9 protein-coding genes and 2 pseudogenes are annotated in these 14,055 nt (G+C 65.0%); 5 read left to right on the top strand and 6 right to left on the bottom strand.

Annotated elements, in window-relative coordinates; all coding sequences use genetic code 11:
- Positions 1 to 697: 697 nt before the first annotated feature.
- The 4 genes and pseudogenes from EUV02_RS16135 to EUV02_RS13725 form a co-directional block, all read right to left on the bottom strand.
- Positions 698 to 793 (bottom strand): annotated as a pseudogene (locus tag EUV02_RS16135) (PEPxxWA-CTERM sorting domain-containing protein); the annotation flags it as partial.
- Positions 794 to 877: 84 nt separating this feature from the next.
- A pseudogene (locus tag EUV02_RS13715) lies at positions 878 to 1,843 on the bottom strand (NF038122 family metalloprotease); the annotation flags it as partial.
- Between the two features lie 141 nt (positions 1,844 to 1,984).
- On the bottom strand, positions 1,985 to 4,669 hold the full coding sequence (gene acnA, locus EUV02_RS13720; protein WP_135246848.1) for an aconitate hydratase AcnA: 2,685 nt from the start codon (positions 4,667 to 4,669) through the stop codon (positions 1,985 to 1,987).
- A gap of 340 nt (positions 4,670 to 5,009) precedes the next feature.
- A complete protein-coding gene (locus tag EUV02_RS13725) occupies positions 5,010 to 6,836 on the bottom strand; it encodes a DUF885 domain-containing protein (protein WP_135246849.1) in 1,827 nt (608 codons plus the stop codon).
- A 164-nt stretch (positions 6,837 to 7,000) separates the two neighbouring features.
- Between EUV02_RS13725 and dapF the strand changes: the two genes are divergently transcribed.
- The 4 genes from dapF to EUV02_RS13745 all read left to right on the top strand — a co-directional run bounded on the left by dapF (position 7,001) and on the right by EUV02_RS13745 (position 10,436).
- Positions 7,001 to 7,807 carry a diaminopimelate epimerase gene (dapF, locus tag EUV02_RS13730; RefSeq protein ID WP_135246850.1) on the top strand — a complete coding sequence of 269 codons (807 nt, stop codon included), beginning with the start codon at positions 7,001 to 7,003 and terminating at the stop codon, positions 7,805 to 7,807.
- Complete coding sequence (gene mtaB / locus EUV02_RS13735; RefSeq protein ID WP_135246851.1) at positions 7,804 to 9,033, top strand: tRNA (N(6)-L-threonylcarbamoyladenosine(37)-C(2))-methylthiotransferase MtaB; 1,230 nt, start codon at positions 7,804 to 7,806, stop codon at positions 9,031 to 9,033. Before dapF ends, mtaB begins: the two co-directional genes overlap by 4 nt.
- A complete protein-coding gene (gene ftsY / locus EUV02_RS13740; RefSeq protein WP_135246852.1) occupies positions 9,030 to 9,950 on the top strand; it encodes a signal recognition particle-docking protein FtsY in 921 nt (306 codons plus the stop codon). Before mtaB ends, ftsY begins: the two co-directional genes overlap by 4 nt.
- A gap of 117 nt (positions 9,951 to 10,067) precedes the next feature.
- Positions 10,068 to 10,436: an SHOCT domain-containing protein gene (locus EUV02_RS13745; protein ID WP_135246853.1), complete on the top strand. Its 369-nt coding sequence runs from the start codon at positions 10,068 to 10,070 to the stop codon at positions 10,434 to 10,436.
- A gap of 15 nt (positions 10,437 to 10,451) precedes the next feature.
- Here the strand turns inward: EUV02_RS13745 and EUV02_RS13750 are convergent, their stop codons facing one another.
- Together EUV02_RS13750 and EUV02_RS13755 are read right to left on the bottom strand one after the other, a co-directional pair.
- A complete protein-coding gene (locus EUV02_RS13750; protein ID WP_135246854.1) occupies positions 10,452 to 11,381 on the bottom strand; it encodes a hypothetical protein in 930 nt (309 codons plus the stop codon).
- Positions 11,378 to 12,292, bottom strand: a complete 915-nt coding sequence (locus EUV02_RS13755) for a tetratricopeptide repeat protein (protein ID WP_166430632.1) — start codon at positions 12,290 to 12,292, stop codon at positions 11,378 to 11,380. Before EUV02_RS13755 ends, EUV02_RS13750 begins: the two co-directional genes overlap by 4 nt.
- Before the next feature lie 228 nt (positions 12,293 to 12,520).
- On the opposite strand from EUV02_RS13755, the gene ffh reads away from it, so the two are divergent.
- The gene (gene ffh, locus EUV02_RS13760; protein WP_135246856.1) at positions 12,521 to 13,957 is read left to right on the top strand and encodes a signal recognition particle protein; all 1,437 of its coding nucleotides are present in this window, start codon (positions 12,521 to 12,523) and stop codon (positions 13,955 to 13,957) included.
- Positions 13,958 to 14,055 lie beyond the last annotated feature (98 nt).

The raw sequence follows: 14,055 nt of genomic DNA on the forward strand, positions 1-14,055 counted from the left end.
CACCGATGGTGTCCGGCGGGATGAAGTTGCGCGCGAAGCGGGCGCCATCATACTGGCTGATGCCTTCCCACTGGATGAAGACCGGGCTGGCGCTGTTGATGATCGGCGCAGTCAGGCCGTTCATGTCGAGCGACACGTCGGTCGCCGGACGAATGGTCGGACCCCAATAGCTCTTGTCGATGAAGTACGGCTTGGCATCCAGCGCATGCGCGGCGGACGAGGCCAACAGGGCGCCCAATGCGCCTGCAAGCAGATATTTGGTTTTCACGTTTGTTCCCCTTGTTTGATAGCCCGCACGAATGCGGCCTGGGGGGAAGAAATGCTCTTTCGGAGCACTTGGCAACAGAAATGTTCATGCTGCGGCAAGCTTTGGTCATTTTGTCGCATTTTGCGTGACGCGCCTGTTGCGTTTGTCAAAAAATATTACACTTTTGAGCTGTGCTCGGAATTAAGATATTGAAATTGATAGACAAAAAATGCAGCGCAAAATGCGATTTTTTCGCGGATTATCGATGGCAAAATGGCAAACAAGCCCATTTGCGGTCCCGCGAATCACGTCGAAAGCAGGAGATTCGTCTGATTCGTTGCAGCGGCAATGCCAATATTCCGACCGTCGCAAAATCAGCGATTCAAATGCAAGGCGGGCCGGAATCCGCCTGGATTCCGGCCCGCCCGAATGTGGCAAATGCCTTGGCGCTTAAGCCGTGGCGAAGCCGGTGCGGCGGCGACGGAGCGCGCCACCAATCATGCCGAAGCCGGTGATCATCATCGCCCAGGCCGCCGGTTCGGGCACATGCGTCGAGGCGAATGCCATGTCGGCGGTCGAGAACGAATAGTCCGGGTCGCTGAGGACATCGACATTGGTGTTCCAGCCGATGGCATCGAGCGCGGCGAGATCGAGCCCCGAGACGGAGTCGGTCAGCCCGTTGCAGATATAGGGGTTCATGATGCCGAGGAAGTTCGAGCAGGTGCCCGGGGCCTTCCAGTGCGACGCCTGCCAGCCATCGCCGTTGATGGCGCCCGTCGACCAATAGCCGCCGTTGAAGACCGTCTGGCCACCGTCGAGCGAGAAATAGCTATCGGTGCCGAACGTCCAGTCGAGCACGCCGGGCGCGCTGTAGCGGAACATGTCGAGGCCGTAGCCCCACCAGAAGTCATCGACCGGATAGCCGCCGCCGACGCTGTAGTCGAAGTCCTGCGCACCGCTCAGGAAGCCGAGCGCATGGCCCATTTCGTGCACCGCGACGCCGACAAAGTCATATTTGCCGGCGGTGATGCCGTTGCGCGGATTGAAGTCGAACGCGAAGGTGCTCGAAAAGGTGATGTCGGCGTCGATGACGGTGTCGAAGCCGCCGACCAGCGCCTTTACGTTGGCCGTCGACAACGCCAGCGTCGCGCTGATCGCGGTGTTATCGGGCGCGATGCGCGACCCCGACGCGGCCACGCCTTCGAGCGTCGAGACGTTGAAGTATTCGGGCACAGTCACCGTCAGGCTGCCAGTGCTGCTGGTCGGTGCCAGGCCAGCGACTGCCTGCGCATCAAGCGCGCTGTTGCCAGTGACGGCGAGCAGGAACTTATAATCATCGACGGGGACATAGGTGAACAGGCTGCTGCTGGTACCTCCAAGGATGCCCGGCCCGAGCGGTGCGAAGCCGACGTTGAAATTGACGATGGCGTCGTTGGTCAGCACGCTTTCCCAATACTGCGCCGCGAGCTTGAAACCGGCTTCGGCGGGCGATCCGGTGACGCCGCCGGTATCGATGAGATTGATCTTGAGCGCCGATGCAGGCGATGCGGCAAGCACTGCGCCAACGGCAGCAGCGACGAGAAGCTTGGACTTCATGCTAATTCCCCTGAATTGAGCCACCGCCGAGGCGCGGTTAACAGGGAATTTGCCACAATTTCTTGCGTTTGCAAGCACTGCTTTGCCGCAATGCAGCGCCACAGGGGCGGGCGCCGCCGTTGCCGGCGACGCCCTGACCGGTCAGGCTGCGAGTTTGCGCAGCACGTAGGGCAAAATACCGCCCGCGTAGAAGTAATCGAGCTCGGTTTCGGTATCGATGCGGCAGCGCGTTTCGAAACTGCCGGTCGTGCCGTCGGCGCGGGTGAAGTTGACTGTGACAGTTTGACGCGGCTTCAGATCCGCCATGCCGGTGATGTCAAACGTCTCGGTGCCGTCGAGACCGATGGTCTTGCGGTCGGTGCCTTCAGCGAACTGCAGCGGCAGCACGCCCATGCCGACGAGGTTCGAACGGTGGATGCGCTCGAAGCTTTCGGCGATGACGGCCTTGACGCCGAGCAAGGTCGTGCCCTTCGCCGCCCAGTCGCGCGAACTGCCGGTGCCATATTCCTTGCCAGCGATGACCACCAGCGCGGTGCCGTCTTCGCGGTACTTTTCGGCCGCATCGAAGATCGCCAGCTGTTCGCCGGTCGGGATGTACTTGGTCACGCCGCCTTCGACGCCGGGGACCATTTCGTTCTTGATGCGGATGTTGGCGAAGGTGCCGCGCATCATCACTTCATGGTTGCCGCGGCGGGCGCCGTAGCTGTTGAACTCGGCGGTCGCGACCTGGCGCTCGGCGAGGTAAGTGCCGGCGGGCGAGGCGACCTTGATGTTGCCGGCGGGTGAGATGTGGTCGGTCGTGATCGAGTCGCCGAAGATGGCAAGCGGCCGGGCGCCGCGAATGTCGTTCACGCCCGACGCGGTCATCGTCATGCCTTCGAAGTACGGCGGGTTCTGAACATAGGTCGACACCGGGTTCCACTTGTAGGTGGCGCCGCCCGAAACGCGGATCGCCTGCCAGTGCGCATCGCCTTCGAAGACGTTGGCGTAGCGGCCGCGGAACATGCCGGCGGTGACGCTCGACAGCATCAGGTCGGCGACTTCCTTGTTCGTCGGCCAGATGTCCTTGAGGTAGACGTCGCGGCCGTCGGGCGTCTGCGCCAGCGGTGCGGTGGCGATGTTGGTGCGCATCGTGCCGGCGATGGCGTACGCCACGACCAGCGGCGGCGAGGCGAGATAGTTGGCGCGCACGTCGGGCGACACGCGGCCTTCGAAGTTGCGGTTGCCCGACAGCACCGACACCGCGACGAGGTCGTTGGTGTTGATGGTTTCCGAAATCGGCCCGGGCAGCGGGCCCGAGTTGCCGATGCAGGTCGTGCAGCCATAGCCGACGAGGTTGAAGCCGACGGCATCGAGGTCGGCCTGCAGGCCCGACTTTTCGAAATAGTCGGTGACGACCTTCGAGCCCGGTGCCAGGCTGGTCTTGACCCAGGGCTTGCGCGTCAGCCCGAGCGCGTGCGCCTTGCGCGCCACCAGGCCGGCGGCGATCAGCACGGCGGGGTTCGAGGTGTTGGTGCAGCTGGTGATCGCGGCAATGACGACATCGCCGTTGCCGAGGTTGTAGTCGGCACCCGCGACCGGCGCGCGCAGGTCGGTCGCCGCGGTCTGCTTGTAGCCGCCGGTGAGCTCGGCTTCGAACGCCGCAGCGGCGTCGGCGAGCAGCACCTTGTCCTGCGGGCGGCGCGGGCCGGCGAGCGACGGCAGCACCGAGCCGAGGTCGAGGTCGAGCGTGTCGGTGAACACCGGATCGGGGGTGCTGGCATCGCGCCACATGCCCTGCGCCTTGCAATAGGCTTCGACCAGCGCGACGCGGTCGTCATCGCGGCCGGTGAGCTTGAGATATTCGATGGTGGCGGCATCGACGGGGAAGAAGCCGCAGGTCGCGCCATACTCAGGCGCCATGTTGGCGATGGTGGCGCGGTCGGCGAGGCTGAGCGCATCGAGGCCGGGGCCGTAAAATTCGACGAAGCGCCCGACGACGCCCTTCTTGCGCAGCATCTGGGTGACGGTGAGCACGAGGTCGGTGGCGGTGATGCCTTCGGCCATCGCGCCCGACAGCTTGAAGCCGACGACTTCGGGGATGATCATCGTCGCGGGCTGGCCGAGCATCGCGGCTTCGGCCTCGATACCGCCCACGCCCCAGCCGAGCACGCCCATGCCGTTGACCATCGTCGTGTGGCTGTCGGTGCCGACGAGCGTGTCAGGATAAGCAACGATGGCGCCGCTGGCGTCTTCGCTGGTCCAGATCGTCTGCGCCAGATACTCGAGGTTGACCTGGTGGCAGATGCCGGTGCCCGGCGGCACGACGCGGAAGCCCTTCAACGCGGTGGTGCCCCAGCGCAGGAATTCATAGCGTTCGATGTTTCGCGCGTACTCCAGATCCATGTTGTCGGTGAACGCCTGCGGCGTGCCGAACTCGTCGACCATGACGCTGTGGTCGATGACCAGATCGACGGGGATCTGCGGGTTGATCTTCGCCGGGTCGCCGCCCAGCTTCGTCATCGCATCGCGCATCGCCGCCAGATCGACAACACACGGCACGCCGGTGAAATCCTGCATCAGCACGCGGGCCGGACGATAGTTGATCTCGTGCTCGGACTTCTTGTCCTTCGCCCATTGCACAAGCGCCTTGAGGTCGTCGGTCTTGACCGTCGTGCCGTCTTCGAAACGCAGCAGGTTCTCGAACAGCACCTTCATTGAAAACGGCAGCCGGCTGATTTCGCCCAGCTTCTCCGCCGCAGCCGCCAGACTGTAATAGCTGTAATTCTTGCCGGCGACCGTCAACTGGCGGCGGGTTTTCAGGCTGTCCTGTCCTATGGCGGTCACGGGCGTCTCCTCGCATGAATCGAATTTGCGATGGCCTTAACGCAACTGCAGCATGGGGGAAACAGCCTTGGCAAAAAAGGCTGCGAATTTGCTGGCGAGACGGGTGCGCTGGCGAGGGGAATGTGGTCAGTCTTTACGGGTGTAAGGGCTGTTAAGTTGAAGAGCCTCCGGCGGGCAGGCCTCAGGCCTGCACCAATAATTTGCCGCGGTTCCACAGAACGCGATGTCGCGTCAGACAGCACCCACCCAAACCTATGGTGCAGGCCTGAGGCCTGCCCGCCGGAGGCTCTTTCGTCAGGGCTTATCATTGCGATATCGCAACGATAAGCCCTTCATGACGTCACGCGCCGGCGATGTAGCGGTCGATGACCTTGGCCAGCACTTCGAGCGGCACGCCGCCGGTCGATACCACGGCGTCGTTGAAGCTTTGCAGCGTGAACTTCGGGCCCATCGCGGCTTGTGCCTTGGCGCGCAGCCGGACGATTTCGTTATGGCCGATCTTGTAGCCGCAAGCCTGGCCGGGCGAGGCGCAATAGCGATCGATTTCGCTGGTGACGGCGCCGCGGGCGCGACCGGTGTTGGCGACCATGTAATCGATGGCTTGCTGGCGCGTCCATTTTTTGGCGTGCATGCCGGTATCGACGACGAGGCGCACGGCGCGGAAGTTGAGCGCCTGCAGGAAGCCGACCTGCCAGAACGGCTGGTCCTTATACATGCCGATTTCGCTGACGAGCTGCTCGGCGTAGAGCGCCCAGCCTTCGACAAAGGCGTTAAAGCCGAGCAGCGAGCTGATCAGCGGCAGCTTGTCCTGGTTTTCGGCGATGAACGCGCCCTGCCAGGCGTGGCCGGGGATCGCTTCGTGAGCGGTCAGCGACGCCAGCGTGTAGCTCGGCCAATAGCCGGTGTCCTTGAGGTTCACGTAGTAGATTGCCGGGCGCTTACCGTCGAGCGAGGCGAAATTCATGTAGCCGAGGCCGGCGCCGTCCTGAATATCTTCGGGCACGCGCTTGACGGTGACATTGGCGTTGAGCTTGAGGTTCGACAGCATCGGCATTTTCGGGCGCACGTCATCGATGCGCGCCTGGATGAACTTGATGATTTCGGCGCGGCCCTTGTCGTCGTTCGAAAACAGGAACTTGGGGTCGGCGGTCATTGCCGACAGCCGGTCACCGACGCTGCCCTGCGTCAGGCCCTGCGCGCGCAGCACCTTGTCCATGCCGGCCTGCAATTCGGCGGTCTGGCGTAGGCCGGTCTTGTGGATTTCGTCGGCCGACAGCGTCGTCGTCGTGCTGCCCTTGAGCAGCCATTCGTAATAGGCCTCGCCGTCGGGCAGCTTCCACATGCCGGCATCGCTGTTGGCCTTGGGCTGGATTGCCTTAAGTGCGGCAATCTGCCGATCGAGCGCCGGATAGATCTTGCCGGTGGTGATGCTGGCGGCCTGCGCGCTCGGGTCGGCGGCACCGCTGATTTTCGCGGCGTGCGCGGCGAGGGCGGTGACCATGCGCTGGCTGGCGGCCGGCGTGGCGCGGAAGCCCGCCATCTGGCCGAGCGCGTTCGACATCAGGAAGTCGGGCAGGATGACGCCCTTGCCGGCATCGGCTTGGATGCGCGCGGTTTCCTGATCGAGCTGGGTGGCGAAGCCTTCCATGCGCGACAGGTAGCTGTCGATGTCGCCCTTGGTTTCGACGCGCTGATACGTCGACAGGAACTCGGGCATGTTCTGATAGGCGCCGTTCTGCTGGCTGACGACATAGGGGATGCCGCCGCTGGTGCCGGTGTAGCCATAATGGAAGCGGTCGCCGCCTTCGATGCCGAGGTCGAGCGCGAACATCGTCATTTCATATTGCGCGGTGTCGGCGCCGCTGAAGCCCTTGGTATCGAGCGCCTTCATTTGCGCCTTGAACGCCTTGAGGTCAGCGAGATTCTTGGCGGCGGCCGCCGGCGACAGGTCGCTGACCTTGCCGGCGAGTGCGGCGAGCTTGCCGGTGTCGAGGCCGATCGTCGTCGCGGTTTCGGGCGAGGCGACCAGCATCTGTTCGGCAATCGACTGCAACACGGCGGCAAGCTGGGCATTGCCGGTGGCGGCTGCCTTGGCGGCCCAGGCGGGCAGCATCGCGGCAAAGCCGGCAATGGCTGCAGTGTTCAGAACGTCGCGACGGTTGAGCATAAAAGAACTCCCTGAATTCTGGTTGGCGCGACGGTAGGCAGGCGCTGGCGTGCACGCAAGCGCGTCAATGGCGGTTTCGACGAACGACGTGCGGGTGCCGACGAACGTCGCGCGGCAAACGCGACGGTTGGACAATTGCCGCGCTCGCTCCTAGATGCGCAGCCATGATGCGGCACTTTCTCAAGATGCACGGACTGGGCAACGACTTTGTCGTGTTCGATGCGCGCGAAACCCCGCTGGCGCTGACCAGCGCGCAAGTGCGCGGGCTGGCCGACCGGCATACCGGCATCGGCTGCGACCAGTTGATCGTCATCGAGGCGTCCGACAAGGCGGACGCGTTCATGCGCATCTATAATGCCGATGGCGGCGAGGTTGAAGCTTGCGGCAATGCATCACGCTGCGTGGCGACGCTCCTCGGCGCGACGGCAACGATCGACAGCGCCGCGGGCATTCTCGATGCGGCTGCGAGTGATGCCGCCGCGACCATCCTTTATCCGCCGCCGCGCTTAGGCTGGGACGAAATCCCGCTCGCCTATGCGATGGACACGCACGATATGCCGGTCGGCTGGGACGAACTCGAACGGCCGATTGCGGTCAATGTTGGCAACCCACACGTCATCTTCTTCGTGCCCGATGTCGATGCGGTGCCGTTGGATACGCTCGGGCCGGTGATCGAACATGACGCGCTGTTTCCCGTGCGCATCAACGTCAATGTCGCGCAGGTCGTGGCGCGCGACCACATCCGGCTGCGCGTCTGGGAGCGCGGTGTCGGGTTGACGCGCGCTTGCGGCACCGGTGCGTGCGCGACTGCAGTTGCGGCGATGCGGCGCGGGCTCACCGAGCGCAAGGTCAATGTCGATCTGCCCGGCGGCCGGCTGGTCATCGAATGGCGCGCCGACGGCCAGATCGCCATGACCGGCCCGGCGGCGACGTCATTCAGCGGCGAAGTCGACCTCGACGCCTTTGCATGAAGCCGGCTGAAATCATCAATTTCGGCTGCCGCCTCAATATCGCCGAGGCCGCGACCGCACACGCTGCTGCACCGGCCGGCAGCATCGTCGTCAACAGCTGCGCAGTGACCGCCGAAGCGGTGCGCCAGGCGCGCCAGGCGGTGCGGCGCGCACACCGCGAACGGCCCGATGCCAACATCATCGTCACCGGCTGCGCGGCGCAGCTCGACCCGGCGGGGTTCGCGGCGCTGCCCGGCGTGGCGATGGTGCTCGGCAACCGCGAGAAGCTCGACGCGGCGCGCTACGATCTGGCGGGCGCCAATGACCGCGCCCGCGTCGGCGACATTTTCGCCGTGCGCGACGCGCCGCTAGCGGTATCCGACAGCGTCAGCCATACGCGCGGCTTCGTCGCGGTGCAGAACGGTTGCGACCATCGCTGCACCTTCTGCGTGATACCGTTGGCTCGCGGGGTGTCGCGGTCAGTGCCCGCCGGTGCGGTAATCGAGCGCATCAAGGTGCTGGTCGGGCAGGGCGTCAACGAAATCGTCCTTACCGGCGTTGACCTGACCTCCTACGGTCCCGACCTGCCCGGCGCGCCGACACTCGGCCTGCTGGTGCAGCGCATCTTGCAGCATGTCCCCGACCTGCCGCGTCTGCGGCTTTCGTCGATCGACAGCATCGAAGTCGATGCTGCGCTGTTCGATGTGCTGGCGACCGACGCGCGGGTCATGCCGCAGCTGCACCTGTCGCTGCAATCGGGCGACGACCTGATTTTGAAGCGCATGAAGCGCCGCCATGCCCGCGCGCAGGCGGTCGAGTTCTGCCAGTCACTCCGCGCCCGCCGCCCCGAAATGGTGTTCGGCGCCGACCTGATCGCCGGCTTCCCGACCGAAACCGACGCGGCGTTTGAAAACACTCTGGCGCTGGTCGATGATTGTGGGCTGACGCGGCTGCACGTCTTTGCCTATTCCGAACGCGACGGCACACCCGCCGCGCGCATGCCGCAACTGCCGGTAAGCGTCCGCCGCGACCGCACCGCACGATTGCGCGCGCTTGGCGCGGAACGCCAACGCGACTGGCTGGGCGAACAAGTCGGCAAGCCACAGCGCGTGCTGGTCGAAGCCGGCGGGCTGACTGGCCATGCCGAAAGCTTCGCGCGCGTCCGACTTGACCGTTCGCACCCGCGTGGCGCAATCGTCGATGTAACCGCGCGCCACGTCGCCGGTGACCTGTTGGAGTGCGCATGACCGAAAAGACCGGCTGGCTGGCGAAACTCAAGGCGGGGCTGTCGCGCTCGACCGACAAGCTCGGCGACAATCTCGCCGGGCTGTTCGTGCGCGCCAAGCTCGACGACGCGATGCTCGACGATATCGAGGAAGCGCTGATCGCCTCCGACCTCGGCCCGGCGATGGCGGCGCGCGTCACGGCCCGCCTGCGCGACGAGAAGTTCGACCGCGACATCGACCTCGCCGGCGTGCGCGACACTGTCGCCGCAGAAATCGGCAGCGTGCTCGGCCAGGTCGCCAAGCCGCTTGAAGTCATCGCCTTTCCGCGGCCGCAGGTCATCCTCGTCGTCGGCGTCAACGGCTCGGGCAAGACCACCACCATCGCCAAGCTCGCGCACCTGTTTATCGAACAGGACTACCGCGTCATGCTGGCGGCGGGTGACACCTTCCGCGCTGCCGCCATCGCGCAGCTCAAAATCTGGGGCGAACGCGCCGGCGCCAAGGTCGTGTCGGGCGAACAGGGCGCCGATGCGGCGGGGCTCGCCTTCACTGCACTCGAACGCGCGCGCGCCGAAGGCGTCGATGTGCTGATCATCGACACCGCCGGCCGGCTGCAGAACAAGTCGGGACTGATGGACGAGCTCGCGAAGATCAAGCGCGTGCTCAAAAAGGCCATGCCCGCCGCGCCGCACGACGTCGTGCTGGTGCTCGACGCCACCACCGGCCAGAACGCGCTCAACCAGATCGAAGTCTTCCAGGAAGTCGCCGGCGTCACCGGACTGGTGATGACCAAACTCGACGGCACCGCGCGCGGCGGCGTCCTCGTCGCAGCCGCCGAAAAGTTCAAGCTGCCGATCCATGCGGTGGGCGTCGGCGAAGGCATGGGCGACTTGCGACCGTTCGATGCGGGTGAGTTTGCAAGGGCTTTGGCAGGGTAAAGAGCCTCAGGCCTGCCCGCCGGAGGCCCTTCAATCTTCCCCGTTGTTGACCTTGGCAAGGCACCGGTGCATCGTGGCCAAGTTCGGCGCGGGGCGCCATATTGAGGGGTAACTACCATGAGTCTCAGCGAATTCCTGCGCGACGCGTTCATCATCTTCATGCTGGTGACATGGTTCTGGCTGATGATCACCGTCATTGCCGACCTGTTCCGCCATGACGACATTTCGGGCTTCAAGAAGGTGCTGTGGATCATCTTCTTCGGCGTTGCACCCTATATCGGCGTGTTCGCGTACCTGATTTTCCACGGCCACGGCATGGGTGCACGCAACGTCGAACGCGCCAACAAGGCCCGGGAGGAACTGCGCCAGGTTGTCGGCTACAGCGTCGCCGATGAACTGACCAAGCTCGACGCGTTGAAGAAGGCCGGTTCGATAAGCGACGCGGAATACAAGACGCTCCGCGACCGCGCTCTAGCGAACGGCTAAGGCTGGGGCGAACGTCTAAGCCGGACCCAGCGTCCGCGCCATTTGCGCAGGGTTGTACAGCGACTGGTTTTCGTGCGCGGCGAGCGTGGCGCGCCAGCCCGGCAGGGCGGCACGCCAGCTGTCTAGTTGGGCGGTGTCGCCGCGCCGCACTGCGCTCAGCGCCGTCGCGAGGTCGGCATCGGCGCGCCTTAACAGCGCGCGGTCGTTCGCCAATGCGGCACCGGCATAACGTTCATTGACCAGCCCAAGCTGTGACCGCGCGGCGAGCAGCAACACGGCGGCAGTGTCGCGGTCGTTGCTGGTTAGCGCGGCCTGCGCGGCGACGACCGCGCGGTCGGCATCGGCGAGCGTGGTGGCGAGCGTCAACGGTTCCACTGCACGCGTCGGGCAGGCGGATGGCGACAGTGCGCGGACATAGGCGGCCAGTCCGGCGCGCACCACTGGCGGGGGCGGCGCGCCATCGAATTCATCTACCACCAGCCCGTTGATGAAGTCGGCGAGTGCCGGCGATGCGGGGTCGCGGCTGATTTTGTGCGTCGCGGCGCTGAGGTCGGGGATCGGCACCGGATTGGCGATGCCATCGCCGCGGTGCGAACTGAACAGCGACGAGGTGACGTCGGCGGTGCCCGGCGCGCCCGACAGGCCTGGGAAGGCGAAATCGGGATTGCCGCGGCCCTGGCGGTGGCAGGCGTTGCAGCTCAAGCCGGCGCGTGACGCCTGCCCGCCGAGCAGCAGCGGCGAGCGGAATGCGGCGCGCCCGATTTCGACTGAAGCGTCACCGATGGCAGCGGGTGACAGACATTCGGTCGGTTGCGTGGTCAGCGCGGCGATGCGGTCGGTGCCCGGCGCTAGCCAGCGCAGCGCGCGCAACGGCACATCGGCGGGGGCGGCGGCGACCGCAAGCAGCAGCGCCAGCGCGGCGATCGACCTGCGCGCGATGCTCACACGCCCTTGGCGTCGATCCAGCGGCGCAAATCTTCGGCCTCGATGCAGCCGAAGCTGCATTGCGCCTCAAGTGCGGCGAGCATGGCACGCGCACCGGCGATGTCGCCGCGTTCAGCCTTGAGCTCGCCGTAATACTCCGTGGCGCCGCGGTGCGTCGGGGCAATCGCCAGCGCCTGGCGGTAATAGCTTTCGGCGCGGTCATACTGGCCGAGCTTGCGGTAGGTGAAGCCGATATAGGTCAGCACATCGGGGTGCGGGCCGAACGCCGCCTTGGCGGCATCGAGCGCGACCAGTGCCTCACCGTAGCGGTGTTCGTTGATCAGGCTGACGGCGTGGAGATAGGCGCCATCACCGGCCGCCGCATCGGCAAACAACAGACTCGGCGGCGGCGCCAGTGCCGCGGTCTTGCCGGCGGTTTGCGCGGCTTCGACCGCTGCGACAGCGGATTTGAGGTCGGCAGCCTGCGGGCAGGCATCGCCGCAGGTCGCGGCCTGGCTCTTGAGTGTCGCGAGTTCGGCGGCGCCCTTGTCGGCGTCACCAATCTTGAACAGCGTCACCGCATAGTCGCGCCGCGTCGCCAGCATCGCCGGATTGATCTTGAGCGCCTTTTCATACGCCTTGGCGGCGCCCTTCAGGTCGCCGTCGCCGGCCTTGGCGAGCCCCGACATATAAAGTGCGTTGGCGTCCTTGGGGGTGACGGCGAGTACCTTCTTGAACGCCTTGTCGGCGGCCTTGTAGTCGCCGGCCTTGAGCGCCTCGCTGCCCTTGGCATATTCGACTGCGGGGTCATATTGCGGCGTGGAGTCGCTCGGCATGCTGCTGAAGCCGCCACCACCGCCGCCGCCCGAGGCGTAGGCAGGAACCGCGGCAATGGCCGCGATCAGGGCGATTCGGGCGAAGCGGTGCAACATGGCATCAAACTCCATCAGGGCCGTGTGGCGCGAAGCTAGCATAGTGGATGCGCCAAGTCAGCCATGCCGAGCGCAGGAAAAAGCGCACTTTGCTTGACCGCAAACCGGCTTTGCCGTAACAGCCGCGCATCCCGCCGCAAGGTGTGACCGATATTCAACGTCCACGGACGTACGCCGGCCTGCGAAGACTCGCACGCCGGCGCAAGTTCGTTTGGAGCAATGTAGACGATGTTTGAAAGCCTTTCCGACCGCCTTGGCGGCGTGTTCGACAAGCTTCGGGGGCGCGGTGCGCTGACCGAGCTCGACGTGCGCGCGGCGATGCGCGAGGTGCGGATTGCGCTGCTCGAAGCCGATGTGGCGCTGCCCGTCGTCAAGACCTTCATCGACCAGGTCACCGCCGATGCGATCGGCGCCGATGTCATCCGCTCCATCACGCCGGGGCAGATGGTCGTCAAGATCGTCAACGATGCGCTGGTCGATATGCTCGGCGGCGATAGCGCGCCGCTCAATGTTGATGTCACGCCGCCCGCCGTCATCATGATGGTCGGTCTGCAGGGATCGGGTAAAACCACCACCACCGCGAAGATCGCCAAGCGCCTCAACGAGAAATTCGGCAAGAAGGTGCTGATGGCGTCGCTCGACGTCGCGCGTCCGGCCGCCCAGGAACAGCTACGTGTGCTCGGTGAGCAGATTTCGGTGGCGACGCTGCCGATTATCGCCGGCCAGGGCCCGGTTGAAATCGCCCAGCGCGCCAAGTCGGCGGCGAAGCTGCAGGGCTTCGACGTGCTGCTGCTCGACACCGCCGGTCGCCTGCATGTCGATACCGCGCTGATGGACGAAATGCGCGCTGTCGCCGGTGTCGGTGCGCCGGATGAAATCCTGCTGGTCGTCGACAGCCTGACCGGCCAGGACGCGGTCAATGTCGCGTCGTCGTTCTCGGGCCAGGTTGAACTGACCGGCGTCGTGCTGACCCGCATGGACGGCGATGCCCGCGGTGGTGCCGCACTCAGCATGCGCTCGGTGACCGGCAAGCCGATCAAGTTCGCCGGCACCGGTGAAAAGCTCGACGCGCTCGAGGAATTCTCGCCGTCGCGCGTTGCCGGTCGCATCCTCGGCATGGGCGACGTTGTCGGGCTGGTCGAACGCGCCGCCGAAACCTTCGAGGCCGAAGCTTCGGAGAAAATGGCCGCACGGCTCGCCAAGGGCCAGTTCGACATGAACGACCTGCGCTCGCAGCTCAGTCAGATGCAGAAGATGGGCGGCCTCGGCGCGCTGGCCGGCATGATCCCCGGCATGGCCAAGGCCAAGGCAGCGATGGCGAACGGCGGCCCCGACGACAAGACGCTTGGCCGCATGGAAGCCGTCATCTGCTCGATGACGCCCAAGGAACGCGCCAAGCCCGACCTGATCAACGCCAAGCGCAAGATCCGTATTGCCAAGGGCGCCGGCACCACGGTGCAGGAAGTCAACAAGCTGATGAAAATGCATCAGGAAATGGAAACTGCGATGAAGCGCCTGCGCAAGATGGGCGGCATGAAGGGCATGATGGCGATGCTCGGGAAGATGGGCGGCGGCGCTGGCGGTCCCGGTGGCGGGCTCGGCGGGCTGCTCGGTGGCGGCGGTGGCGGCCTCCCGCCGGGTTTCGACAAGCTGATGAAACGATAGGAATTACGAACGACAGAGCCTCCGGCGGGCAGGGACTTGTCCCTGCACCCGTGAATTGACGGGCATAAAAACAAGCACCGCGCTTGTGGGATGCACCG

It is taken from the genome of Glacieibacterium arshaanense, from assembly GCF_004681125.1.
GTDB classification, from domain to species: domain Bacteria; phylum Pseudomonadota; class Alphaproteobacteria; order Sphingomonadales; family Sphingomonadaceae; genus Polymorphobacter_A; species Polymorphobacter_A arshaanense.